The sequence below is a fragment of the Arcticibacter pallidicorallinus genome, from assembly GCF_003002875.1.
Lineage (GTDB): Bacteria > Bacteroidota > Bacteroidia > Sphingobacteriales > Sphingobacteriaceae > Arcticibacter > Arcticibacter pallidicorallinus.
In genome coordinates this window covers 60,419-83,044 of sequence record NZ_PVTH01000001.1, presented here as the reverse complement: position 1 = coordinate 83,044, position 22,626 = coordinate 60,419, and the positions used below count along the sequence as shown (strand labels likewise).

Sequence of the window (22,626 nt, the reverse complement as noted above, 5' to 3'; positions counted from 1 at the left end):
GAAAAAGGGCAAGGGACAATTCGAGATATGACCCTATTATTGAAAACCAGGATAACCAAGAACTATACGCACCGGAGAACGTTTACAGAAGATCATGATCAGACAAATTTGTAATAAAGAGGAACACGGATATGACTGGATTGACATTAATGCTCCAGATGATGGGGAGCTTCAGGAGATCGCCAGTTCTTACGGGCTACATGCTGCCCTGGTGCATGATTGTTTGCAACCAGGACACCTGCCGAAATACGAATCGCTGGACGATTACGCATTCATCATATTCAGAGTGTACACTGATTATGATTTATTGGAAGCGGACACGGTTCAGGAACTCACGAACAAGGTCGCCATATTTTACTCGGCATCTTTCTTTATTACCATTCATCGCTATCCGCAGCCCTTTCTGGAACCTGTAATAAAAAAGGGCACTCTGCTAAAGAATACACATCAGTTGCTGAATGCAGTTGTAAGGGCCTGTCTGACGACGTATGATGAGCCGTCAAATAAGCTGGCTCAATCAGTAGACTATTACGAAGAGCAGGTGTTTTTGAGCAAGCGGAATATGCCAATTTTAAAGGGGCTGTACTATCTGAGGAGGAAGATTGACTTATTAAAGCGTATGCTGATGTTGTCGAGGGACATCATTGAAAATATCGATGACCATCAGGGAAATGTGAATACCCGAGATACGCGGGACCTGTATGTTAAGCTGAGTACTATTTACGACAGCCTGAACGATAACATCAATCAGCTTCTTAACACTTACTTCTCGACGGCCTCCCAAAGGACCAACGAAACGATGCGTGTATTGACTATATTTTCGGTTTTCTTCATGCCGCTGACCTTCATCGTGGGTATTTACGGGATGAACTTTAAGTTTATGCCCGAATTGGAGCACCCCTGGGGGTATCCGGGGGTACTCTTATTGATGTTGATCATTACGGTGGCCGTCTATTTCTGGTTCAGGAAAAAAAGATGGCTCTAGAAGGTTTTCGGCCTAGGCCGAAAACCCCTTTAATTGTTCGATCATTCTGCTTTGCAGATCTTCGTCGATATTTCCGGGATTGTCGCTGAGCGTGAAGGAGCCCTGGCTGTCATCTTCAAAAGAGGCAACCAGCGACTCGCCGCTGTACACCTCGTAACGCTTAGAATTCTTCTCTGTCTTTACCTGATAGTCGGCAAATGCACCGTCTTTCAGCATTAACTGCATATCAAACTGTTCCATAGTGTCTTTTTGTTAGAGAACCTCTTTTCAGTATTAATGTTTTAGGAGAATAAACGGTTGTCTAATAAAGACAACAGTGATTAGAAAATTAGAATATCCGACAGGGATGTCTCCGCGAAAGGCCGATTTTGGAGACAATAAATATTTTTTATTGTTTAACAATGAGCACATTACAGACACTTTCATGATATCAAAATGACTTTGGCATGTTCTTGGCATAAGGTCTAGTATCAAACATTAAACTTGACATCATAACATAAAACTTGACATCATGAAAAAGGTAACAGCTACAACCAACATCGATAAATTGACACAAGGTTTCGATATGCAGTTAATGGAGATTTTAAAGGCAGATCTCAAGAATTACAAGAATAAGATCAACAAGCAAACACACACCATCAAGCAAGCAGCTTAATATATTTGCTCTCATCTACCTACGAAAAGCAACAAGGGAACCCTAATGGATTCCCTTTTGTTTTATAACACTTTTTATTTTTTAGCTACGATGCTGTTTTACGGTGAAAAGATTGTGGCTTCTCTTTTGGTCTGAAGCTTTTTTTCCTTGTAGAAGATCGAAAACTTTCCTTGGCTTTAGTCTTCTTTACCGATGAAGGTACAGCCAGCTTATTGAAATATAAAGGATACGGGTGATCTTCTACCAACGGGATCTCCTGCTGTGTAAGCTTCAGAATGTCGTTCAAAAACGGACGCTCCTCCTCATCACAGAATGACCATGCTGTGCCACTCGCTCCTGCCCTTCCGGTACGTCCTATCCGGTGAACATACGTTTCAGGGATATTTGGCAACTCAAAGTTTATCACATTCTTCAGCTCATCTACGTCAATACCACGGGCAGCGATATCTGTTGCAACCAGAACACGCAATTCACCCGACTTGAAGTTAGTTAACGCACGCTGACGGGCATTTTGAGACTTGTTACCATGAATAGCTTCAGCTACTATATTCGCTTTCGCCAGAATTTTGACCAGCTTATCTGCTCCGTGCTTAGTCTTAGTAAATACGAGCACGTTTTCAATGCTCTTATCCTGTAGTAAGTGGATGAGCAGATTGGGCTTATTTTTCTTTTCTACTGAATAGATAGCTTGCGTAATCTTCTCTGCAGTTGATGAAATCGGAGTTACTTCAACTCTGGTAGGATTTGTTAAGATCGTGTTGGCAAGCTGAGATATCTCAGGTGGCATCGTAGCCGAGAAAAACAGTGTCTGTCTCTTCACGGGTATCTTAGCGATAATTTTCTTAACGTCATTGACAAAACCCATATCCAGCATACGGTCTGCTTCGTCAAGGACGAACAGTTCGATATGCTGCAGATTAACGATGCGTTGAGAAACAAGGTCGAGCAAACGACCAGGAGTAGCGATGAGCACGTCTACGCCTTTGTTCAAGTCCTCTACCTGCTTACCCTGCGATACGCCTCCGAAAATAACGGTTTGTCTTATACCGGTAAACTTACCGTAGGCTTCGAAGCTTTCTCTGATTTGAATAGCTAATTCGCGTGTTGGTGTTAAAATTAGCGCACGGATATTACGGCGCGTATTTTTTGGTGCTTGTTTTTCCTGCAGCAGTTGGAGCATAGGTAATGCGAAAGCGGCAGTTTTGCCTGTACCTGTCTGAGCACAACCTAAAAGGTCTTTCTTCTGTAGTACTACTGGAATGGCTTTCTCTTGTATGGGGGTTGGATGTGTATATCCTTCGGCACTCAGAGCTTTAAGAAGGGGCTCAATGAGATTTAATTCTTTGAATAACAAATTGTTGATTTTTTTATTTGGCGCAAAGATACGCTATTTATTGCTAAACCAGGCAAGGTCTTGAAAATGAGTAATTTTGAATAATGATTTTTAAGTATACTTGCGGCACTAAACGTTTCAATACATGATGGCAACTTTATATCCATTCAAATTCAGGACTATATACAAAGACAAGATCTGGGGTGGCGAGAAAATCCGCGACATACTGAAAAAAGATTTTGCGCCGCTCCCTAATTGCGGTGAGACCTGGGAAATCTCCGGCGTAAAGAGTGATGTATCTGTAGTAGCAAATGGGGAGCTGGCAGGTCAGTCGCTCGTTGCACTACTGGAAAAACATCAGGCAGAACTGGTTGGCGAGCAGGTTTACAAGCGCTTCGGGAACGAATTCCCTTTATTAATTAAATTTATTGACGCAAACGACGACCTGTCTATTCAGGTTCATCCGGATGATAAGCTTGCCAGGGAGAGACATGATTCCTTTGGAAAAACAGAGATGTGGTATATCATTCAGGCCGATGAGGGTTCCAGTCTCATCACCGGATTCAATCAACCGCTTAACCAGGACATTTACCTGGAAAAATTTAACAGCGGCAAGCTTACGGAAATATTGAACAAAGAGGAAGCGAAAGCTGGTGACGTATTTTTCTTGCCTGCAGGAAGGGTGCATACTATAGGTAAGGGACTGCTTATAGCAGAAATACAACAGACATCGGACGTTACCTACCGCATCTACGACTTCGATCGTGTGGATGATCAGGGAAACAAGAGAGAACTACATACGGAGGAGGCGCTTGCGGCCATCGACTATACGTTTCATGATGAGTATAAATCACGCTACGAGAAAAAACAGAATGAGCCTGTTGAAGTTGTGACCTGTCCTTACTTTACTACGAACATCCTCGATTATACTGAAACGGTAAGCCGCGATTATTCATTCGATTCTTTTGTGATTCATGTATGTGTTGAGGGAGCATACATGCTGGAGTACGGCGAGCAAAAACTCGATGTTAAGATGGGTGATTCCATACTCATCCCGGCTACGATAGAGAATGTAACGCTTCATACCACTGAAGGGTTCCGGATACTGGAATCTTATATTGAGGGCTAGTCCTATTTTCCACTGGAAGATTGACGTTGATCAATCTTCCAATATTCGTTACTAACCGCCGCACTAAAGCCTGATTCATATGCTCTGATTCCGCTGCAATCCAGGCCTATTAATTTCAGATTTTCCCGGGAAATCATGTGAAGAGCCCGTATGCACTGACACTGCTTACCACCACACCGCCAGGTGAACCAGCCTATGGAGTAACCTGTAAAACAACTCCAATATTATTCTTTGTAAAAATTCAAACATTTAGCTGGTTTTAAAATTATAATACTGAACTAAATTTTGAACACTTGAGAAGAATCGGTACCCTGACTTTAAAAATCTTTCTTTGGATAATTGGGATATTAATCTTCCTGATCTTACTGGTATTTGTACTCATCAGAGTGCCTTCGGTGCAGAATTACGCCAAGAACAAGGCGGTGAACTATCTGGAAGGCAAGATCGGCACGAAGGTAGAAATCAGCAAAATAAGCCTTAATTTACCCAAGCTTATCGTCCTGGAAGACATTTATTTTGAAGATCAAAAGAAGGACACGTTGCTTGCCGGAGATACGTTAAAGGTGGACATCAGCCTGCTAAAACTACTGGATAACCAATTGGAGATCAATGAAATTGATCTGCGTGGCATCACTGCGAATATACAGCGTGGGCCGGATAGTGTTTTTAATTTTGATTACATCATCAAAGCGTTTGTCAGCGAACAGAAGAAAGAACCGGAGCCTGTCGACACTACTTCTACGATGAAGTTTTCGCTGGACAAGATTAACCTTGACAGAATCAACATCAGTTATCAGGACGCTCCTTCAGCTAATGATATTCGCTTCTCTATAGGTCATTTTGATACCCGGGTAAAGGAATTTGACCTGGATAAAATGAAATTCAGTATTCCGAAGATTAAGCTTTCATCCGTGAATGCCCGGATGGTACAAAGTAAGCCCGCGGTGGAAAGCAAGCCGGCAGCTGTACACGAAGCCGAAGCGAGTGAGCCAATGAACCTGGACCTGGAGCTTGGGACCCTGGATCTTTCGCAAATCAAGGTTTATTACCAGAATGACATTTCGGCTATGAAGGCTGACGTTAATCTGGGTGCGCTGGCGGTAGAGTCAGACAAGATTGATCTGAGAAACCAAAATATCGTGCTGGATAAGATTGACCTGAGCAACTCCAACATTCTTTTCCAGCTTGGAAAAAGCCCACAGGCAAAGGTGGTAGTCGAGGAGACAGAGAAGGCAGCAGAAGCAACGGTTAACAACTGGAAATTCAGTGCCGGGGATTTGATTCTGGAAAATAACAATATCCGCTTCGACAACTTCAATATGCCGGTGCAAAGACGAGGAATGGACTTTGCGCATCTTGACATTAAGGACTTGAACCTGAATGTAGCTGATTTGGCTTACTCCATAGACACGATATCAGGTAAAGTAAACTCCGGTTCGTTTAGCGACAAGAGCGGGTTTAATCTGAGAAAGTTCGAGACGGAGTTCTTTTACGGTAGCAAAGAGGCGTATCTGAAGGATCTGCTGGTTCAAACCCCCTCCACCACTATCAGCAATAATATACGCGTAACCTATCCTTCTATTGCGAGTATCTCCAGCAATCTGGGCGAGCTAGGCATTGAAGCCAACCTGGAAAAAACTCGTATAGGCATTAAAGACATTCTTTTGCTCGCGCCTGATCTCGCCAATACTGTGCCTCTAAAAGGCTACCAGAATGCGGTAGTGAATATCAATGGAAAAGTGAAAGGCAAAGTGAAGAATCTGGAAATTCAGAATCTGACCATATCCGGACTGGGAGGTACAAACATTAAAGCTTCTGCCAAAACAAGAGGTCTTCCGAATATGGACAAGGCCTGGCTGGATATCCAGGTTGACGACTTCACTACGCGGCGGGCGGACATTCTTGCGCTTGTTCCCCGCGGAACCATTCCAGCCAATATCCGGATACCTGAGAACATTAAGCTTAAAGGAAAATTCAAGGGTGGAATCACCAACTTCAGCACGGATCTCGATTTATTCTCCAGTTTCGGTAGTGCCAAGGCAATAGCAACGTATAACGCCGCAGTGAAGGGAAATGAGTCTTACAAGGCCAATGTGCGCATCTTTAATTTCGATGTGGGTCGTATGATCAGCAACGACAGTCTGGGCCGGATAACCCTCGCAGCGAACGTTGCGGGAAATGGTCTTAATCCGAAAACGATGCGTGCAAAAGCTGTTGCCAAGCTGATTAAGGCTGAATTCAATGGATATACCTATCGTAATCTGGACATCGACGGCAGTGCGAGTCGCGGTAATATCCAGGCTAAAGCCGGAATGGATGACCCCAATCTTCGGTTTAATCTATCTGCCGCGGCAAATATGTCAAAGACCTATCCGGCTATAAAGCTTGATCTTGATCTGGATAGCGCCAACCTGCAAAAGCTTCGTTTGATGAAGGATGATATGCGCTTCCACGGTAAGCTTTCTGCGGATCTGCCTACCGCAGACCCTGATTACCTCAATGGAAGTATTCTTTTGACTGAAGCGCTGTTTGCGCGGAATGGCGAGCGTATTCAGATGGATACGCTAAGCATCGTGTCTACTGCCAGTGCTGACAGTAATACGCTCCGGCTTCGGTCTGAAATCATGTCTGCAGATATCAAAGGCAAGTATAAGCTTACGCAGCTTGGAACGGCTATGCAAGATCTTATTGGCAGATACTACTCCACAGGCGCTGTGGCAAAGCGGGCGAAATACGATCCTCAGCGACTTAGTTTCAATGCGAAGATTTCCAACGGGCCAATCATTCAGCAGTTCGCACCTGATTTGAAAGAACTGGCGACGGTAGTATTGCAAGGCGACTTTGATAGCGAGGCCCGCCGACTGAATGTTAATGGGTCGATTCCGCGTATCCTGTATGGGACCAACGATCTAAACAATTTCCAGATGAAGGTGAATACCGCAGATAGCGCTATCAACTATCTGGTTACGCTCGATAAGATCAATACCGGCTCATTTCAGCTCTTGAAAGCAAGCGTAGGTGGTGACGTAAGCAATAACATCATAACTACTGAAATCAAAACCCAGGATCAGAAGGGAGATACGGACTACCGTATAGCCGGTGCACTAGAGGCTTTGCAGGACGCATTTCAGTTTAGCCTAAATCCGGACGGCCTGGTTCTTAATAAAAAGCCATGGACGGTAAGTGACGATAATAATATCCAGTTTGGTGGCAAGGGAGTACAGGCTACTAACTTTATTTTGTCAAACAACAACCAACAGTTGAGTATAAACACCAGTCCTGCGGGTTTAAACAATCCTCTCCTGGTTGACTTTAAAAACTTCCAAATTGAAACCCTCACCAACATCGCAAAACAGGACTCACTCCTGGCCGGGGGTACGATCAACGGAAACGCCACTGTGCGAAACTTTGATACCAGTCCGGTCTTTACATCGGATATCAATATCAGCGACTTCAGCTTCCGAGGAGACACTGTGGGTAACATCGCTTTAAAAGTAAATAATGAACAGGCCAACTCTTTTGCTGCAAACGTAGCGATTACAGGTAAGGGCAATCAGGTTGATTTGAGTGGCTATTACTACACCAACAACAGCAGCTTTGATCTGGACCTCGATATTGCTAATCTGAACATGAAGAGCATTGAAGGATTTACGATGGGTAGTGTGAGAGAAGCGAAGGGTGCCTTGAAAGGAAAACTGGATATTACAGGCACTACTACTGCGCCGGCGATCAGGGGGGATATCAACTTTAACGATGTAGGCTTTAATGTGGCGATGCTCAATTCAGACTTTAGAATTAAGGATAACGCACGGATAGGTTTTACGGCTGAGGGCATCAGCTTCAATAATTTTGCCCTGATTGATTCAGCCGATAATACGATGGCATTAGCGGGAATGATCAAAACGAAGACATATACCGACTTTGCTTTTGACCTCCGTCTGGATGCTGACAACTTTAAGGTAATCAACTCTACAGCTCTAGACAATGACTTGTTCTATGGAAAGTTATTCATCGATACCAGATTGGGTATCAAGGGGACGATGAATGCACCCGCAGTGGACGGCTCGCTGAAGATTAATCCGGAAACGGATTTCACGCTGGTTCTTCCGGCCACCGATCCCGGAATCGAAGACCGCGAAGGTATTGTAGAATTCGTGGATAAAGACAATCCTGAATTGGCGAAGGTATTTAAGGATCCTGCAGACACGCTCAATACATCCACCATTACCGGCATGGATGTCTCGATAAACATTGAACTGGACAAAGAGGCGCAACTAAATGTGCTCGTCGATCCGGCGAACGGCGATATGCTGAGAATGAAAGGAGCTGCACAGCTTACAGGTGGAATTGACCCTAGTGGAAAAGTCAATCTAACCGGTAACCTGACGGTGGAAGAGGGTTCATACGACTTGAGCTTGAGCTTCCTGAAAAGGCGGTTTGAGATCAAGAAAGGAAGTACACTAACCTGGAATGGTGAACCTCTAATGGCTGATGCAGATGTTACTGCAGTCTACGTTGCGGAAACCGCTCCTCTAGACCTGGTTGAGCAACAAATAGGAGGAGAACCTCAGACAGTGCTCAATACTTATAAGCAAAAACTCCCCTTCAACGTCAATTTGATGCTGAAAGGCGAATTAATGAAGCCACAAATATCTTTCGACATTATTCTGCCTGAAGATAATTACAACGTTTCTTCAGACGTAATAGATCAGGTTAATGCACGCCTAACGCAACTTCGCAATGAACCATCGGAGTTAAACAAGCAAGTTTTTGCTGTATTGTTGTTAAACAGGTTTGTTTCGGAAAATCCGTTTGCAAGTAGTGCAGGTGGTGGTGGCCTCGAATCTGCGGCGCGCCAAAGTGTAAGCCGTATGCTATCAGACCAGCTCAATAATCTGGCAGGTGATATGATAGCGGGGGTTGAACTGGAGTTTGATCTTCAATCAACCGAGGATTACACTACCGGTGAGATGGCCAACCGAACTGATCTTAATGTTGGTTTGTCTAAGCGTTTGCTCAACGACAGGCTGAAGGTGACGGTGGGTAGTAATTTTGAACTGGAAGGTCCACGTCAGCAGAACCGGAAAACAACGAACATAGCGGGCGATATTCAGGCAGAGTATCAACTCAGCAAAAACGGGCGGTATTTGCTTCGGGCATACCAGAAAAACCAGTATCAGGTGGCACTTCAGGGTCAGGTGATTGAAACCGGAGTAGGCTTTGTGATTACCATGGATTACAACAAGTTCAAACAGATTTTTGGTGCTAAAACAAGGGAAGAAAAACGAGAAGAACGCAGACGCAAGCGTGCTCAGAAATCCGCTAAAGAAACAACTAAAGAGAATGACTAAACAGCATATATATTATTTTCTGATAAGTTGCATGGCACTTGCTGCATGTAATGTTACTAAACATGTTCCAGAGGGGGATTACTTATATACAGGTGGAAAAGTAGAGATAAAGGATAAGGACCTCAAAAAGAAAGAAAAAAAGGTACTTGAACCCGATCTTACCAGCGTACTGCGTCCGAAACCAAACTCTTCTATATTAGGTTTGAGACCTAAATTATGGATTTATAATATAACCAAAAATGCGAAGAAGGGTCCCCTTAAGTGGATCAAGAAATGGGGAGAACCTCCCGTACTATTCAGCAGCGTCAAGGTGGATTATAACCGGGATCTCGTATCGAACAGATTAGAGAACAAAGGATTCTTCCTGGCTACAACATCGTCTGATACAACGATCAGCGGTAAGAAGGCCTCGCTGACTTACAACGCACTCGCCGGCCCCCGGTACCTGATCAGGAGCGTCAACTTCACAACAGATAGTTCTGTTCTTGGAAAGGCTGTAAACGCGACCGCAGAGAACAGTTTCCTGAAGAAGGGCGACAGCTATGACCTCGATATTATTAAGGCTGAGCGTGAGCGGATCGACTCTCGCCTTAAGGAAGAAGGCTTTTATTACTTTAGTCCGGAAAACTTAATTGTTCAGGTTGACAGCACATCCGAGCGCCACAAAGTGGATCTTTATATGAATGTGAAAGATGAGACATCGGATAAGGCCAGGGATGCCTACACGATAAACAACATCTACATTTATCCGAATTTCAAGTTAAGAGACACCATGAGGGGTCGCACTCCTGAAGCCGTTCTGTACAAGGATTTTTATGTTATTGACCGAACAAAAATGTTCAAACCTCAGGTATTTGAGCGCACAATGTTCTTCAACAAAGGCGATATTTACAATCGTACGGACCACAACTTATCTCTGAGCAGACTAACCAGCCTGGGTACGTTCAAGTTCGTTAAGAATCAATTTCAGGATTCAGATACTACAGATGCGGCTTTGGATGCTTATTACTACCTGACGCCTATGCCCAAGAAGGCTATCCGGGCAGAGATTACAGGAAAAACTAACTCGGCGAACTTCACTGGCTCTGAGTTTACCTTAAGCTGGAGGAACAGAAATGCATTCCGGGGAGCAGAGCTTCTCACTGTTTCTGCTTACATCGGAACAGACGTTCAGTATTCGGGTAACAATAGCGGCGGTAACATCTTCAGGTATGGTGCCGAAGCCAACCTGAGTATCCCACGCTTTATAACGCCATTCCAACTAAACACTTCCAGTGCCTTTATTCCGCGGACGAAAATCACCTTAGGTTTTGACAGGCTGGAACGCCAGAACAACTACAAACTGAACTCTTTCCGCACTTCATTCGGTTATACCTGGAAGGAGAGTATTGAGAAAGAGCATCAGCTTAACGTTTTTGGTTTAACTTATGTACATGCTTCCAATGTATCCGCGGAGTATGATTCGCTGGCCAGAACAAACTCTACCTATCGGAATGCAATAGCCAACCAGTTCATCATCGGTCCAAACTATAACTTCAATTTCACCAATACTCATCGTCAGAACAAGAAAAACACCTTCTACTTTAACGGGAATCTGGATATGTCTGCCAATATACTCGGGCTGATCCAGGGAGCTAAAGAACCCGAGGAGAAGAAAATATTCGACACTCCTTATTCTCAGTACGTGAAGGGTGAAATAGATTTCAGACACTACTATAAAATAGGGTTAAACTCGCAGTGGGCCAGCCGCCTGATCCTTGGATATGGGTACGCTTATGGAAATTCGAGATCACTGCCTTTTATTAAACAGTTCTTCATCGGGGGTGCTAATAGCGTGAGGGCATTCAGAGCACGCTCCCTGGGTCCGGGATCGCATCTAGATCCAACGCTGGAATCAGATGATCTTTCGGCTGACCAGTCTGGAGACATCAAGTTTGAGTTTAACACTGAATTCAGACCGAAGCTATTTAGTATTGTAAGAGGTGCATTATTTCTTGATGCTGGTAACGTCTGGCTGCTCAACAACGACCCTCAACGTCCGGGGGCTAAATTCTCCAAAGATTTCATGAAAGAGCTGGCTGTAGGTACCGGTGCGGGTGTGCGTGTCGACGCTTCCATTCTCGTTCTTCGTCTCGATCTCGCCTTCCCCCTACGCAAACCTTGGTTGCCTGAGGGCGAACGCTGGGTTTTCGACAGTATTGACTTCGGCAATAAGGCATGGAGAAAGGACAATCTGGTGTTTAACCTCGCCATTGGATATCCATTCTAGTCAGGATAAAAACGCAGTTTGACAATATATGTGAACGATAGCTTCTTGGATTTACTTAAATTGCCAAACTTTTGTAGAACACTTAAAACCGCAAAGCATGAAAGTTACAGTAGTTGGAGCAGGTGCCGTTGGAGCAACCTGTACTGATAATATCGCCAGAAAAGAGTTAGCCGAGGAGCTTATTCTACTAGATATCAAAGAAGGATTTGCAGAAGGCAAGTCAATTGACATGATGCAAACCTCAGCCCTGTTAGGTTTTGATACTAAAATTAAGGGTTGTACGAACGACTATGCAAGTACAGCTGACTCTAATGTAGTGGTTATTACTTCCGGCCTGCCTCGCAAACCAGGTATGACACGTGAAGAACTTATCGGAACCAACGCTGACATCGTTAAGGGTGTTACAGAAAACATTCTTAAATATTCTCCTAACGCGGTAATCATCGTTGTATCTAATCCAATGGATACGATGACTTATCTTACGCTGAAGACTTCCGGCTTACCTAAAAATAGGATTATCGGAATGGGAGGAGCGCTAGATTCTGCCCGTTTTAAATATTACCTGAGTCAGGAACTGGGCTGCTCTCCTGCTGATTTAAATGCGATGGTTATCGGTGGACATGGCGACACGACCATGATTCCCCTGATTAAGCACGCTACCTGGAACAGCATTCCTGTTACTCAATTTTTAAGTCAGGACCAGCAGGAAAAAGTGGTTTCGGCAACTATGGTTGGAGGAGCTACTCTCACGAAACTCATTGGCACTTCAGCGTGGTATGCTCCGGGAGCGGGAACCGCCGCGATTGTGGAAAGTATATTGAGAGACGAAAAGAAACTACTTCCTTGCAGCGTTTCTCTGGAAGGTGAATACGGACAGTCTGATATAGCCATTGGTGTTCCGGTAGTGATCGGAAAGAATGGCTGGGAGAAGATCATTGATCTTCAACTTAGCGATGATGAAAAGGCTGCATTTGCGAAGAGCGCTGACGCAGTAAGGAACATGAATGATGTTTTGAGCTTTTAATGATAGACGTAAACATTGAAATTCTGAATTTGAATGACGACGGCTTCCACCCTTTGGTGGAAGTCGTTTTGTTTAATCAGACCTTTAAAGCTGTTATTGATACGGGGGCCTCCAGAACGGTTTTGGATAAGGCCGCTATCGAAAATCATGTTGACGGGACCACGCTTCTCGTGAGCGACAAACTTTCTACCGGCCTGGGAACTAATTCGATGGAAAGCTACACGTTGTCCCTTGCCCAGATTCAGATTGGTGACCTCATAATACATCACTTGGAAGTAGCGGTTCTTGATCTTTCGACCATCAATACAGCATATGAAACACTATCTGTCACTCCTGTGATAGGGGTGATTGGCGGAGATATTCTTGTTCAATATAATGCTATCATTAATTATCCGTTGAAGAAGATATCGTTTAGCTATGAATAAGAATTTAGAGACCAGGGAGGACATCGAATTACTTGTCAATTCGTTTTATGACAAAGTTCAGGAGGACGAACTTATCGGGTATATCTTTACAGATGTGGCTCAAGTTAACTGGGACCATCACCTTCCAAAGATGTATGATTTCTGGGAGACCATTCTTTTCGGAAGGAAAGGTTTTAAGGGTAATCCCATGGAAGTTCATTTTAAGTTAAACAAAGTCCATGCCCTGGAGCAAAAGCATTTCGACAGATGGAAAAGTATTTTCTTCGAGATTGTGGATGAGCATTTCTCGGGCGAAATGGCCTTACTCGCGAAACAAAAGGCGTCTTCAATAGCCGACCTGATGCTCCTTAAGATAACCAGACCGTTTTAGCGAAGCGCTGTAGTTCAATGATTAGGTGCTGATATCCTGCGATAAGTTGTTGCCTTAGAAAGCATATGGCCAGTACCAACAAGGAAGGGCTGAATCACAATGTAATTCAGCCCTTCTTTTTTTATTGTCTACTAAACGTTATACGTCAATTTTAGCATATCGTGCATTCTTCTCGATAAATTCACGACGAGGTGCTACCTCATCGCCCATCAGCATAGAGAAGATATGATCACATTCTGCGGCATTCTCGATCGTTGCACGTCTTAGAGTACGTGTTTCAGGGTTCATTGTGGTATCCCACAATTGCTCCGCGTTCATCTCTCCAAGACCTTTATATCTTTGAACATGAACGTTTTCTTCTTTTCCGGTTCCTTTCAAGCGTTGTATGGCAGCGTCACGCTGCGAGTCATCCCATGCATAAGCTTGTTCCTTGCCCTTTTTCACGAGGTATAAAGGTGGAGATGCAACATAGATATATCCGAACTCAATCAACTCCTTCATGTAACGGAAGAAGAAGGTCAGGATTAAAGTGGTGATGTGAGAACCATCCACATCCGCATCCGTCATGATAACCACCTTGTGATATCTTAGCTTCTCCATATTGAGAGCTTTGGCGTCATCTGCAGTACCGATACTTACGCCTAGAGCGGTGAAGATATTTTTTATTTCCTCGTTCTCGTAGATCTTATGCTCCATGGCCTTCTCTACGTTGAGGATTTTACCTCTCAAAGGCAGAATAGCCTGGTAATGTCTGTTCCGTCCTTGCTTTGCCGTACCACCCGCAGAGTCTCCCTCTACAAGGTATAATTCACACTTCTCAGGATCTTTATCTGAACAGTCAGCCAACTTTCCAGGAAGTCCAGACCCACCCATAACGGTTTTACGCTGAACCATCTCTCTAGCCTTACGAGCCGCAGCGCGTGCAGTAGCAGCAAGGATAACCTTGCCGACGATGAGTTTAGCTTCTTTAGGATTTTCTTCCAGATAATTACCGAGGATCTCTCCTACAGCAATATCTACAGCTCCCATCACATCGTTATTACCGAGCTTCGTCTTGGTTTGTCCCTCGAACTGGGGTTCCTGAACCTTAACAGATATTACAGCAGTGAGTCCTTCCCGGAAGTCATCTCCATTAATATCGACTTTCACATTCTTGAGCAAACCAGATCTCTCTGCGTAAGACTTCAAAGTACGCGTCAGTCCTCTTCTGAAACCGGCAACATGCGTTCCACCCTCAATGGTGTTGATATTGTTTACATAAGAATGAACATTCTCTGAATACGTTTCATTGTACTGAAGTGCGAGCTCGACCGGGATACCTTGCTTAACCCCTTCTACGTAAATCGGTTCGGGGATGATCGGAGTACGTGTTCCGTCGAGGTACTTAACAAACTCTCTTAAGCCACCTTCAGAATGAAAATCTTCTCTGATAAAGGTTCCGTCATCGTTCGTTTCCCGCTCATCTGTAAGAGACAAACGAATACCCTTATTCAGGTAGGCCAGCTCTCTCAGACGCGCCGCTAAAGTTTCGAACTTATATTCAGTCGTCATGGTGAATATGCTGCTATCCGGACTAAAGGTTATGGTCGTTCCGGTTGTATCCGACTCTCCCACTACTTTTACGTCATATAGAGGCTTTCCGCAGCTGTATTCTTGCTTAAATATCTTACCCTCGCGGCGGATGGTAGCAACAAGCAGTGTAGATAGTGCATTTACGCATGACACCCCTACTCCGTGCAAACCACCGGAAACCTTGTATGTATCCTTATCGAATTTACCTCCCGCGTGGAGAACAGTCATTACGACTTCCAGGGCTGACTTTTTTTCTTTGGCCATTATCCCGGTAGGAATACCGCGGCCATTGTCTTCTACAGAAATGGAATTATCAGCGTGAATCGTCACCATGATATCTGTACAATACCCTGCGAGAGCTTCGTCGATAGAGTTGTCAACAACTTCATAAACAAGGTGATGCAACCCTTTTATACCAACATCGCCAATATACATCGCGGGGCGCTTACGTACTGCCTCCAGGCCTTCTAAAACCTGAATATTATCCGCTGAATAATTAGTTTTGTCTTCCTTTTCTTCGCTCATATTTTATCTTAAAACAATCACCAAATTTAGCCATTTTAGGTGGAACTACAGCATTTTCAGGCAATAAAGCGCCAAAGGCGAACCGAATTCTGATTCCCAGAATTGTTTACATCATCCGAAAGATTATATTTGCGTGAAATTAAACTTAAAAATGACAATATCATTCGGAACATTCTCTAAACTAACAGCGGGACTAATGATTGCTGCAATGGTTGCTTCATGCGGCAATAAAGAACAAGTGAAGACAAGTGCGCCGGCTACAACGGCATCAGCAGCTAAAGCTACAGAACCGATAGTATTTGTTAACTCTGATTCACTGGTTAGCAATTATAACTACTTTAAAGATATCAAAACCAGGCTTGAGGCTAAATCTAAGAAGGCCCAGCAAGATTTAAGTTCTAAAGGAACAGCTTTTCAACGTGAGGTAGCCGACTATCAGCAGAAGGCTCAAGGTATGAGTGCTGATGAACGAGCATCAACCGAACAACGTCTGGCACGTAAACAACAGGAGCTTGAAGCATTTAATCAGAACGCCAGCTCGGCTTTGGCAAACGAATCTGCCGGAGAAAACGAAAAGTTATACGATAAAGTGGCCGAGTATTTAAAGGCTTATGCGAAGGAAAAAGGGTATAAAATGGTACTGACTTATTCGAAGAGCAATCCATCTTTACTCTTTGCAGACGAAAGCCTTGACGTTACTACAGAAGTAGTCAAGGGTCTTAATGATAAATACGCGAAAGATAAGAAATAAGCGTTTTTTAACTACTTAAAGTTAAAGCAAAGAAGGCTGCAAATTCAACTTGCAGCCTTCTTTGCTTTAAGTTAAATCGTAATTCACATGAAAGATCAGCACCTCAGATTTATGCAACGCGCGATCACGCTGGCAGAGGAAAATATACATCAATGTCTCGGAGGTCCTTTTGGTGCAGTGATTGTGAAAGACAACGTAATTATAGCTGAAAGTCAGAATCTCGTAACTTCTACGAATGACCCTACGGCACATGCCGAGGTATCTGCGATTCGAAAAGCCTGCGAGAAGCTACGCACATTTGACCTTTCCGGCTGCATCTTGTACACCAGCTGCGAGCCATGTCCGATGTGTTTAGGTGCTGTCTATTGGTCTAGGCTTTCCCAGCTTTTCTATGCCAGCACAAGAGTTGATGCGGCAGCTGCAGGGTTCGATGACGACTTCATCTACAATGAGCTCGCTTTACCTGCCGGAAAGCGACAGCTACCAACCCAGCAAATATTAGCCGGAGAGGCGAACATAGTGTTTAACTTGTGGCGAGATTCGGAAAATAAGACTCCTTACTAATCGGTGTGGTCCGTTTAAACGCCCTACCCCTGATTGGCGTCCTCATCGTCGTTTAGCAGATCATCGATCTCCCGCCTGTCCTTTTTAGTAGGTCGGCCTGTGCCCCTGTCTCTTTTAAGTGCAGGTGCATGAAACATCGATTTGAAACCATATGTTTCTTGTTCAGGGGTAATATCCTCGTAATAACCTACAACGGTTTTGGCATCTGCCCGATTGTAAAGTAGGCCTGTTACCTTCACCTGCTTACGTTCAATGCCCTTTGAGACATGATATACTTCGCCAACCTTTACCTCATAAGAGGGTTTCACATTCTGACCGTTTAGCTTAACCCGACCGGCTTTACAGGCATCCGTCGCCAGCGTCCGCGTTTTAAATATCCGTATTGCCCAAAGGTATTTATCTATCCGAAGTCTCTCTTTTTCAGCCATGCCTGCTCTTATATCTACTATTGCACATCGGTCAGCGTAGGCGAAGGGCCTATTATTGATACCGCATCTAACAAAAGTCCTTAAAAAAGCTTTATTTTGCTAAAAATATATTGAAATGATTGCTAAACTACAAAAACACGTCGAAGACGCCTGGGAAGATAGAACGCTGCTTACTTTCAGTGAATATGCAACATCCATTGAGCGTGTTGTAGACATGCTGGATAAAGGAGAACTCAGAGTAGCGGAACCCGTTGCTGGAGGGTGGCATGTTAATGAATGGATCAAAAAAGCCGTGATCTTATATTTCCCAATCCGCCAGATGGAGGAAATAGAAGTGGGTCCTTTTGTTTTCCATGATAAAATGAAACTGAAAACAAATTTCAAGGAATTAGGTGTCCGCGTAGTACCCCACGGAATAGCGCGTTATGGCGCTTACCTGGCTAAGGGCGTAATTATGATGCCTTCTTATGTAAATATTGGTGCATTCGTGGATGAAGGCACGATGGTTGATACATGGGCGACCGTAGGTTCGTGCGCACAGATTGGTAAGAACGTTCACCTTAGCGGTGGCGTTGGTATCGGTGGCGTGCTTGAGCCTGTTCAGGCAGCTCCCGTAGTAATTGAAGATAATTGTTTCATCGGCTCCCGTGCTATTGTTGTTGAAGGGGTGCGCGTAGGTAAGGAAGCAGTTCTTGGAGCTAACGTCGTTCTTACAGCTTCTACCAAAATTATTGATGTAAGCGGCCCTGAGCCCGTGGAGCACAAGATGGTTGTGCCAGAGCGCTCTGTTGTTATTCCTGGATCTTATACAAAAAAGTTTCCTGCGGGAGAGTACCAGGTACCTTGCGCGCTTATCATTGGCAAGCGTAAAGAGTCGACAGACAAAAAAACTTCTCTGAATGATGCGCTTCGCGAACATAGCGTAGCGATCTAGTCATATCTTAAGTAACTGCATAATCCCCTTGCCAAAAGGTTACGGATTATGCAGTTCAAACTTCAACAACCTTCTCTGGATCTTGAAGCTTTCCTCTTTTAGCCTTAGAAAGCCATTGGACGAAGCCGCACCACATTAAAATTGTAATCACAGCATGCATGCAGAAATAACGAAAGCACTGGAAGTACTCAAATCAGGAGGTATAATCCTCTACCCTACTGATACAATATGGGGCATAGGCTGTGATGCTACCAATCCCGAAGCGGTTGACCGTATCTATGCGTTAAAAGGACGTGATGCGGGCAAGAGTCTCATCGTTCTGCTCGACAGTGATAACAAGCTGCAATCCTACGTGAATGATGTTCCTGAGATCGCCTATACGTTAATCGAATATGCCGAGAATCCCCTCACCATCATCTATTCAAACGCAAAGAACCTTGCCAGGAACGTAATTCATGAAGACGGTAGTATCGGAATAAGAGTGCCCAATCATAATTTTTGTCAGCAACTCATTCAACGGTTTCGAAAACCTATCGTATCTACGTCTGCCAATATCAGTGGCGAACCTTCTCCAGGGAACTTTTCGGAGATTTCAGATGCGATTATCAATGGAGTGGATTATGTAGTAAATCTCGAACGTTCAGATTTGAGTGCTAAAAAGTCGTCCACAATCATGAAACTTGAGCCAGACGGACGCTTTTCCTTCATTAGACGATGACATTCGTCAGTCTGAACGGCTAATTAAAATTAGACAATCTTAAATACTCAAATTAAACTATTTTTGCAATCCTTGTAAGTGCTCCTTTTCACAGAAGAGGTTAAGGCTAACTTGTTTTTATGAAACAACACCTGAACAATCCTTTATTTAAGAAACTCAGTCGTCTTGCCGACGAATGTGGCGTGGATGCTTACGTAATAGGTGGATTCGTACGCGATATTTTTTTAAAGCGCGCTTCCAAAGATATCGATATACTCGTTATAGGAAACGGAATCCAATTTGCAGAGAAAGCTGCTGCGGAACTTAAGACAAATGTTTCCATATTTAAAAGCTTCGGAACTGCGATGCTCCGCTATAAGGACCTTGAGGTGGAGTTTGTAGGAGCTCGCAAAGAATCTTACCGATCTGACTCCAGAAAGCCTATCGTAGAGAATGGCACCCTTGAAGACGATCAGCAACGCAGAGATTTCAGCATTAACGCAATGGCTATTTCTCTCAATACCGAAACTTACGGAGAGCTCGTGGATCCGTTCTACGGCATTACCGATCTCAACGACAAGATAATTCGCACTCCGTTAGACCCGATGGACACGTTTTCAGACGATCCCCTGCGGATGATGCGAGCTGTTCGCTTTGCTTCCCAGCTTGGATTTACCATTGAAGAACGCGCCATTGAGGCTATTAAGACCTCTAAGGAGCGTATCAGCATCGTTTCGAAGGAACGTATTACGGACGAGCTAAACAAAATCATTTTGTCTGCCAAGCCTTCCATAGGCTTCAATTACCTGTTTGATACCGGATTACTCCAGCTCATCTTTCCACAAATGGCTGAACTATTCGGCGTCGAATATATAAATGGAAAAGGCCATAAAGACAATTTCTACCATACTCTTGAAGTCCTGGATAATATTTGCGAAACCAGTGATGACCTTTGGTTACGCTGGGCCGCTATTCTTCACGATATTGCCAAACCGGCGACAAAGCGCTTTGATGCGAACCACGGATGGACGTTCCATGGTCATGAAGATCGCGGAGCCAGAATGGTTCCCAAGATATTTGCGCAGCTTAAGCTTCCACTCAATGAAAAAATGAAATTTGTACAGAAGCTCGTACAACTTCACTTGAGGCCAATTGTCATCGCACAGGATATTGTTACAGATTCAGCTGTCAGACGCCTATTGTTCGACGCCGGAGAAGATGTCGAAGCGCTTATGTTGCTTTGCCATGCAGACGTCACCACTAAAAACGAATATAAAAAGAAGAAATACCGGAATAACTTCGAGCTGGTCAGACAAAAGCTCAAGGACGTGGAGGAACGCGACCAGATCAGGAACTGGCAACCCCCTGTCACTGGCCTCGATATCATGGAAACCTTTGGTATAAAAGCCGGTCGTGAAGTAGGCATAATAAAAAACCAGATACGGGAGGCCATCCTGGAAGGGGAAATAAGGAACTCGCGCGAAGAAGGCCTTGCTTATATGGTTGCCCGGGGAAAGGAATTGGGATTGCAACCCATACAAAGTAGTAATTAAAATAATTTGAAACATATTGAAGAAGGCGGCGTTAATGTTACGCCAATTTCTAACACGCATATAACACAAAACTTGTCATGGCTATTTACAGATTCAAGGTAACTTTTGAAGATTACGATGATGTTGTCAGGGAAATTGATATCAAATCCACTCAAACATTTGAAGACTTACATCTCGCTATACACAAAAGCACCGGTTACAAACCAGATACGTCGTCGTCCTTTTTTGTCTGCAACGACTACTGGATCAAAAGCGATGAGATAGCATACTTACCCAACCAAAGGAAAATAGAAAGAGGCGTCGCTTTAATGGGCAACACGAAGTTAAGCCGCTTCATTGATGATCCTCACCAGAAGTTCTATTACACATATAATTTTGAACGTCCCTATGATTTTCACGTCGAATTGGTTAAGATTCTGGACGAGGACGCAGGAAAACAATATCCCCACCTCTCACGCAGCGTTGGAGAAGCGCCAAAGATGCCTGGATCCATTCCTGTTCCCCCGGTTGATGGCGAAGACGATGAAGACTTTGATTTCCTGAACGAGACAGAATACGGAATCAACGAAGAAGAGACAGAAGATATGGATACTGTTGATTCGGTTGATGAGTTGAGTGGAACGGTGGGACAAGAAGAGGAGGAAAAAGACGAATTTATGGACGAATTCTCAGATAGCGACAACTATGAAGCTGACGATTTCGATTCAAATAGCAAAGATGATTATTAATCGCCTTTTTAAAATATGAGTTCTAAGTCGCTGATCGTCGTTACCGGCCCTACAGCTATAGGCAAGACAGACCTTGCCATAAAAATTGCCTTGAATTACGGTACTGAAATTGTATCCGCCGATTCAAGGCAGTTTTATAAAGAGATGAGCATTGGTACGGCAAAGCCTACGAAATCGGAAATTGCTATTGTACCTCACCACTTTGTTGATTCTATTTCCATTCAGGACACCTACTCCGCCGGGAAGTTTGAAACGGAGGCCTTAGCCACAATAAACGGAATTTTCGAGTCTCATCCTGTCGCCGTAATGGTGGGAGGCTCTGGCCTCTTTATTAAGGCTGTCACCGAAGGATTTGACCTGTTTCCCGAAACAGATCCCACCGTACGTGCGGATCTAAATAAAGTTTATGCTACTGAAGGGATTAAACCCCTGCAATCACAACTACAAACCCTTGATCCGACCTATGCTACACAGGTCGATTTGGAGAATCCTCAGCGCATCATTAGAGCTTTGGAGGTATCGTTAACAACCGGGAGGCCTTATTCTTCCTTCAGGGACACGGGGATCTGCAAAAGCCGGCCCTTTCGATCGATAAAAATAGGACTGAATATAGACCGTCTCCAGCTTTATGAACGTATAAATAGGCGCGTTGATATAATGATGGAGCATGGGTTACTCAAAGAGGTCGAACAGCTTCTCCCATACAGAAATCTGAACGCGCTGAATACCGTAGGTTATTCCGAATTATTTGACTATCTCGACGGTAAATCGAGTCTCGACGGGGCTGTAGAACGTATCAAACAAAACACGAGAAGGTTCGCTAAACGTCAACTAACCTGGTTTCGTAAAGACCCCGAGATCGCTTGGTTCGACCCTCAAGATTACTCATCTATCCTTGAATTTGTGGAAAGCAGGCTGGACGATAACAGGTAGAACTATCGTTTAAACAGCAATTAGCTTCCTCAAGGGTCATACACCCACGAAAACCAACACAAGTGCTTCAGAATGTTTACGCTTGCGCTGTGGGCCCTCCGAAAGTCAAAGGTAACGCCGCCTCTTCCTGGATCTTAATTCTCCCATTCTGCTCCTCAAACTTCTCTACATTATCCGCAAGAGCACCTAATAAACGCTTGGCATGCTCAGGAGTAAGAATAATTCTCGACTTCACTCTTGCCTTTGGTACCCCTGGCATCACACGTATGAAATCGAGCACAAACTCAGAACTGGAGTGCGTGATGATAGCCAGATTGGAATAAATACCTTCAGCGACCTCCTCAGAGAGCTCTATATTTAACTCGTTGTTTCTGTTCTGTTCTTCCATGGTGTAAAAATA

Annotated in this window: 20 protein-coding genes; 15 read left to right on the top strand and 5 right to left on the bottom strand. The window is 44.1% G+C overall.

The window, feature by feature from the left end; all coding sequences use genetic code 11:
* Window positions 1–94 precede the first annotated feature (94 nt).
* Entirely contained in the window at window positions 95–985 is an 891-nt protein-coding gene (locus B0I27_RS00405; protein ID WP_106290285.1) for a magnesium transporter CorA family protein, read from the top strand.
* 12 nt (window positions 986–997) lie between these two features.
* Here the strand turns inward: B0I27_RS00405 and B0I27_RS00400 are convergent, their stop codons facing one another.
* Window positions 998–1,225, bottom strand: coding sequence for a hypothetical protein (locus B0I27_RS00400; protein WP_106290283.1), 228 nt, complete (start codon window positions 1,223–1,225; stop codon window positions 998–1,000).
* A 271-nt stretch (window positions 1,226–1,496) separates the two neighbouring features.
* Here B0I27_RS00400 and B0I27_RS17420 point away from each other — a divergent pair, with 271 nt between their 5' ends.
* On the top strand, window positions 1,497–1,640 hold the full coding sequence (locus tag B0I27_RS17420; RefSeq protein WP_181276638.1) for a hypothetical protein: 144 nt from the start codon (window positions 1,497–1,499) through the stop codon (window positions 1,638–1,640).
* A gap of 85 nt (window positions 1,641–1,725) precedes the next feature.
* Here B0I27_RS17420 and B0I27_RS00395 read toward each other — a convergent pair whose 3' ends face one another.
* Window positions 1,726–2,994 carry a DEAD/DEAH box helicase gene (locus B0I27_RS00395; RefSeq protein ID WP_106290281.1) on the bottom strand — a complete coding sequence of 423 codons (1,269 nt, stop codon included), beginning with the start codon at window positions 2,992–2,994 and terminating at the stop codon, window positions 1,726–1,728.
* A gap of 124 nt (window positions 2,995–3,118) precedes the next feature.
* On the opposite strand from B0I27_RS00395, the gene B0I27_RS00390 reads away from it, so the two are divergent.
* From B0I27_RS00390 to B0I27_RS00365, 6 genes are all read left to right on the top strand, one after another.
* The gene (locus tag B0I27_RS00390; RefSeq protein WP_245925382.1) at window positions 3,119–4,102 is read left to right on the top strand and encodes a type I phosphomannose isomerase catalytic subunit; all 984 of its coding nucleotides are present in this window, start codon (window positions 3,119–3,121) and stop codon (window positions 4,100–4,102) included.
* 293 nt (window positions 4,103–4,395) lie between these two features.
* Window positions 4,396–9,453 (top strand): translocation/assembly module TamB domain-containing protein, encoded by a 5,058-nt coding sequence (locus tag B0I27_RS00385; RefSeq protein ID WP_181276637.1) that lies wholly within the window; start codon window positions 4,396–4,398, stop codon window positions 9,451–9,453.
* Window positions 9,365–11,722: a translocation and assembly module lipoprotein TamL gene (gene tamL / locus B0I27_RS00380; RefSeq protein ID WP_245925381.1), complete on the top strand. Its 2,358-nt coding sequence runs from the start codon at window positions 9,365–9,367 to the stop codon at window positions 11,720–11,722. The genes B0I27_RS00385 and tamL overlap by 89 nt, the downstream gene beginning before the upstream one ends.
* A 97-nt stretch (window positions 11,723–11,819) precedes the next feature.
* Window positions 11,820–12,746: a malate dehydrogenase gene (mdh, locus tag B0I27_RS00375; protein ID WP_106290277.1), complete on the top strand. Its 927-nt coding sequence runs from the start codon at window positions 11,820–11,822 to the stop codon at window positions 12,744–12,746.
* Window positions 12,746–13,171 (top strand): retropepsin-like aspartic protease, encoded by a 426-nt coding sequence (locus B0I27_RS00370; protein ID WP_106290275.1) that lies wholly within the window; start codon window positions 12,746–12,748, stop codon window positions 13,169–13,171. The genes mdh and B0I27_RS00370 overlap by 1 nt, the downstream gene beginning before the upstream one ends.
* Window positions 13,164–13,541, top strand: a complete 378-nt coding sequence (locus tag B0I27_RS00365; RefSeq protein WP_106290273.1) for a group III truncated hemoglobin — start codon at window positions 13,164–13,166, stop codon at window positions 13,539–13,541. Before B0I27_RS00370 ends, B0I27_RS00365 begins: the two co-directional genes overlap by 8 nt.
* Before the next feature lie 138 nt (window positions 13,542–13,679).
* Here the strand turns inward: B0I27_RS00365 and gyrB are convergent, their stop codons facing one another.
* A complete protein-coding gene (gyrB, locus tag B0I27_RS00360) occupies window positions 13,680–15,638 on the bottom strand; it encodes a DNA topoisomerase (ATP-hydrolyzing) subunit B (protein ID WP_106290271.1) in 1,959 nt (652 codons plus the stop codon).
* 151 nt (window positions 15,639–15,789) lie between these two features.
* On the opposite strand from gyrB, the gene B0I27_RS00355 reads away from it, so the two are divergent.
* Window positions 15,790–16,389 (top strand): OmpH/Skp family outer membrane protein, encoded by a 600-nt coding sequence (locus B0I27_RS00355; RefSeq protein ID WP_106290269.1) that lies wholly within the window; start codon window positions 15,790–15,792, stop codon window positions 16,387–16,389.
* Window positions 16,390–16,476: 87 nt separating this feature from the next.
* The gene (locus tag B0I27_RS00350) at window positions 16,477–16,953 is read left to right on the top strand and encodes a nucleoside deaminase (protein WP_106290267.1); all 477 of its coding nucleotides are present in this window, start codon (window positions 16,477–16,479) and stop codon (window positions 16,951–16,953) included.
* A gap of 23 nt (window positions 16,954–16,976) precedes the next feature.
* Here B0I27_RS00350 and B0I27_RS00345 read toward each other — a convergent pair whose 3' ends face one another.
* Window positions 16,977–17,381 carry an RNA-binding S4 domain-containing protein gene (locus B0I27_RS00345; RefSeq protein ID WP_106290265.1) on the bottom strand — a complete coding sequence of 135 codons (405 nt, stop codon included), beginning with the start codon at window positions 17,379–17,381 and terminating at the stop codon, window positions 16,977–16,979.
* Between the two features lie 115 nt (window positions 17,382–17,496).
* Here B0I27_RS00345 and B0I27_RS00340 point away from each other — a divergent pair, with 115 nt between their 5' ends.
* The 5 genes from B0I27_RS00340 to miaA all read left to right on the top strand — a co-directional run bounded on the left by B0I27_RS00340 (window position 17,497) and on the right by miaA (window position 22,226).
* Window positions 17,497–18,315 (top strand): 2,3,4,5-tetrahydropyridine-2,6-dicarboxylate N-succinyltransferase, encoded by an 819-nt coding sequence (locus tag B0I27_RS00340; protein ID WP_106290263.1) that lies wholly within the window; start codon window positions 17,497–17,499, stop codon window positions 18,313–18,315.
* Between the two features lie 154 nt (window positions 18,316–18,469).
* The gene (locus tag B0I27_RS00335; protein ID WP_106290261.1) at window positions 18,470–19,033 is read left to right on the top strand and encodes an L-threonylcarbamoyladenylate synthase; all 564 of its coding nucleotides are present in this window, start codon (window positions 18,470–18,472) and stop codon (window positions 19,031–19,033) included.
* A gap of 119 nt (window positions 19,034–19,152) precedes the next feature.
* Complete coding sequence (locus B0I27_RS00330; RefSeq protein WP_106290259.1) at window positions 19,153–20,565, top strand: CCA tRNA nucleotidyltransferase; 1,413 nt, start codon at window positions 19,153–19,155, stop codon at window positions 20,563–20,565.
* 77 nt (window positions 20,566–20,642) lie between these two features.
* Entirely contained in the window at window positions 20,643–21,293 is a 651-nt protein-coding gene (locus B0I27_RS00325; RefSeq protein WP_106290257.1) for an IS1096 element passenger TnpR family protein, read from the top strand.
* Between the two features lie 15 nt (window positions 21,294–21,308).
* A complete protein-coding gene (gene miaA / locus B0I27_RS00320; protein WP_106290255.1) occupies window positions 21,309–22,226 on the top strand; it encodes a tRNA (adenosine(37)-N6)-dimethylallyltransferase MiaA in 918 nt (305 codons plus the stop codon).
* A gap of 76 nt (window positions 22,227–22,302) precedes the next feature.
* On the opposite strand, the gene B0I27_RS00315 is transcribed toward miaA, so the two are convergent.
* Window positions 22,303–22,614: a DUF3467 domain-containing protein gene (locus B0I27_RS00315; RefSeq protein ID WP_106290253.1), complete on the bottom strand. Its 312-nt coding sequence runs from the start codon at window positions 22,612–22,614 to the stop codon at window positions 22,303–22,305.
* Window positions 22,615–22,626: the final 12 nt, after the last annotated feature.

Excerpts from the sequence above, each read along its gene's own strand:
- B0I27_RS00325 (WP_106290257.1), top strand. The coding sequence starts at position 20,643 with ATGGCTATTTACAGATTCAAGGTAACTTTTGAAGATTACGATGATGTT.
- B0I27_RS00390 (WP_245925382.1), top strand. The coding sequence starts at position 3,119 with ATGATGGCAACTTTATATCCATTCAAATTCAGGACTATATACAAAGAC.
- B0I27_RS00335 (WP_106290261.1), top strand. The coding sequence starts at position 18,470 with ATGCATGCAGAAATAACGAAAGCACTGGAAGTACTCAAATCAGGAGGT.
- B0I27_RS00370 (WP_106290275.1), top strand. The coding sequence starts at position 12,746 with ATGATAGACGTAAACATTGAAATTCTGAATTTGAATGACGACGGCTTC.
- mdh (WP_106290277.1), top strand. The coding sequence starts at position 11,820 with ATGAAAGTTACAGTAGTTGGAGCAGGTGCCGTTGGAGCAACCTGTACT.
- B0I27_RS17420 (WP_181276638.1), top strand. The coding sequence starts at position 1,497 with ATGAAAAAGGTAACAGCTACAACCAACATCGATAAATTGACACAAGGT.
- B0I27_RS00350 (WP_106290267.1), top strand. The coding sequence starts at position 16,477 with ATGAAAGATCAGCACCTCAGATTTATGCAACGCGCGATCACGCTGGCA.
- B0I27_RS00330 (WP_106290259.1), top strand. The coding sequence starts at position 19,153 with ATGAAACAACACCTGAACAATCCTTTATTTAAGAAACTCAGTCGTCTT.
- B0I27_RS00365 (WP_106290273.1), top strand. The coding sequence starts at position 13,164 with ATGAATAAGAATTTAGAGACCAGGGAGGACATCGAATTACTTGTCAAT.
- B0I27_RS00340 (WP_106290263.1), top strand. The coding sequence starts at position 17,497 with ATGATTGCTAAACTACAAAAACACGTCGAAGACGCCTGGGAAGATAGA.
- B0I27_RS00405 (WP_106290285.1), top strand. The coding sequence starts at position 95 with ATGATCAGACAAATTTGTAATAAAGAGGAACACGGATATGACTGGATT.
- gyrB (WP_106290271.1), bottom strand. The coding sequence starts at position 15,638 with ATGAGCGAAGAAAAGGAAGACAAAACTAATTATTCAGCGGATAATATT.
- B0I27_RS00345 (WP_106290265.1), bottom strand. The coding sequence starts at position 17,381 with ATGGCTGAAAAAGAGAGACTTCGGATAGATAAATACCTTTGGGCAATA.
- B0I27_RS00315 (WP_106290253.1), bottom strand. The coding sequence starts at position 22,614 with ATGGAAGAACAGAACAGAAACAACGAGTTAAATATAGAGCTCTCTGAG.
- miaA (WP_106290255.1), top strand. The coding sequence starts at position 21,309 with ATGAGTTCTAAGTCGCTGATCGTCGTTACCGGCCCTACAGCTATAGGC.
- B0I27_RS00400 (WP_106290283.1), bottom strand. The coding sequence starts at position 1,225 with ATGGAACAGTTTGATATGCAGTTAATGCTGAAAGACGGTGCATTTGCC.
- B0I27_RS00355 (WP_106290269.1), top strand. The coding sequence starts at position 15,790 with ATGACAATATCATTCGGAACATTCTCTAAACTAACAGCGGGACTAATG.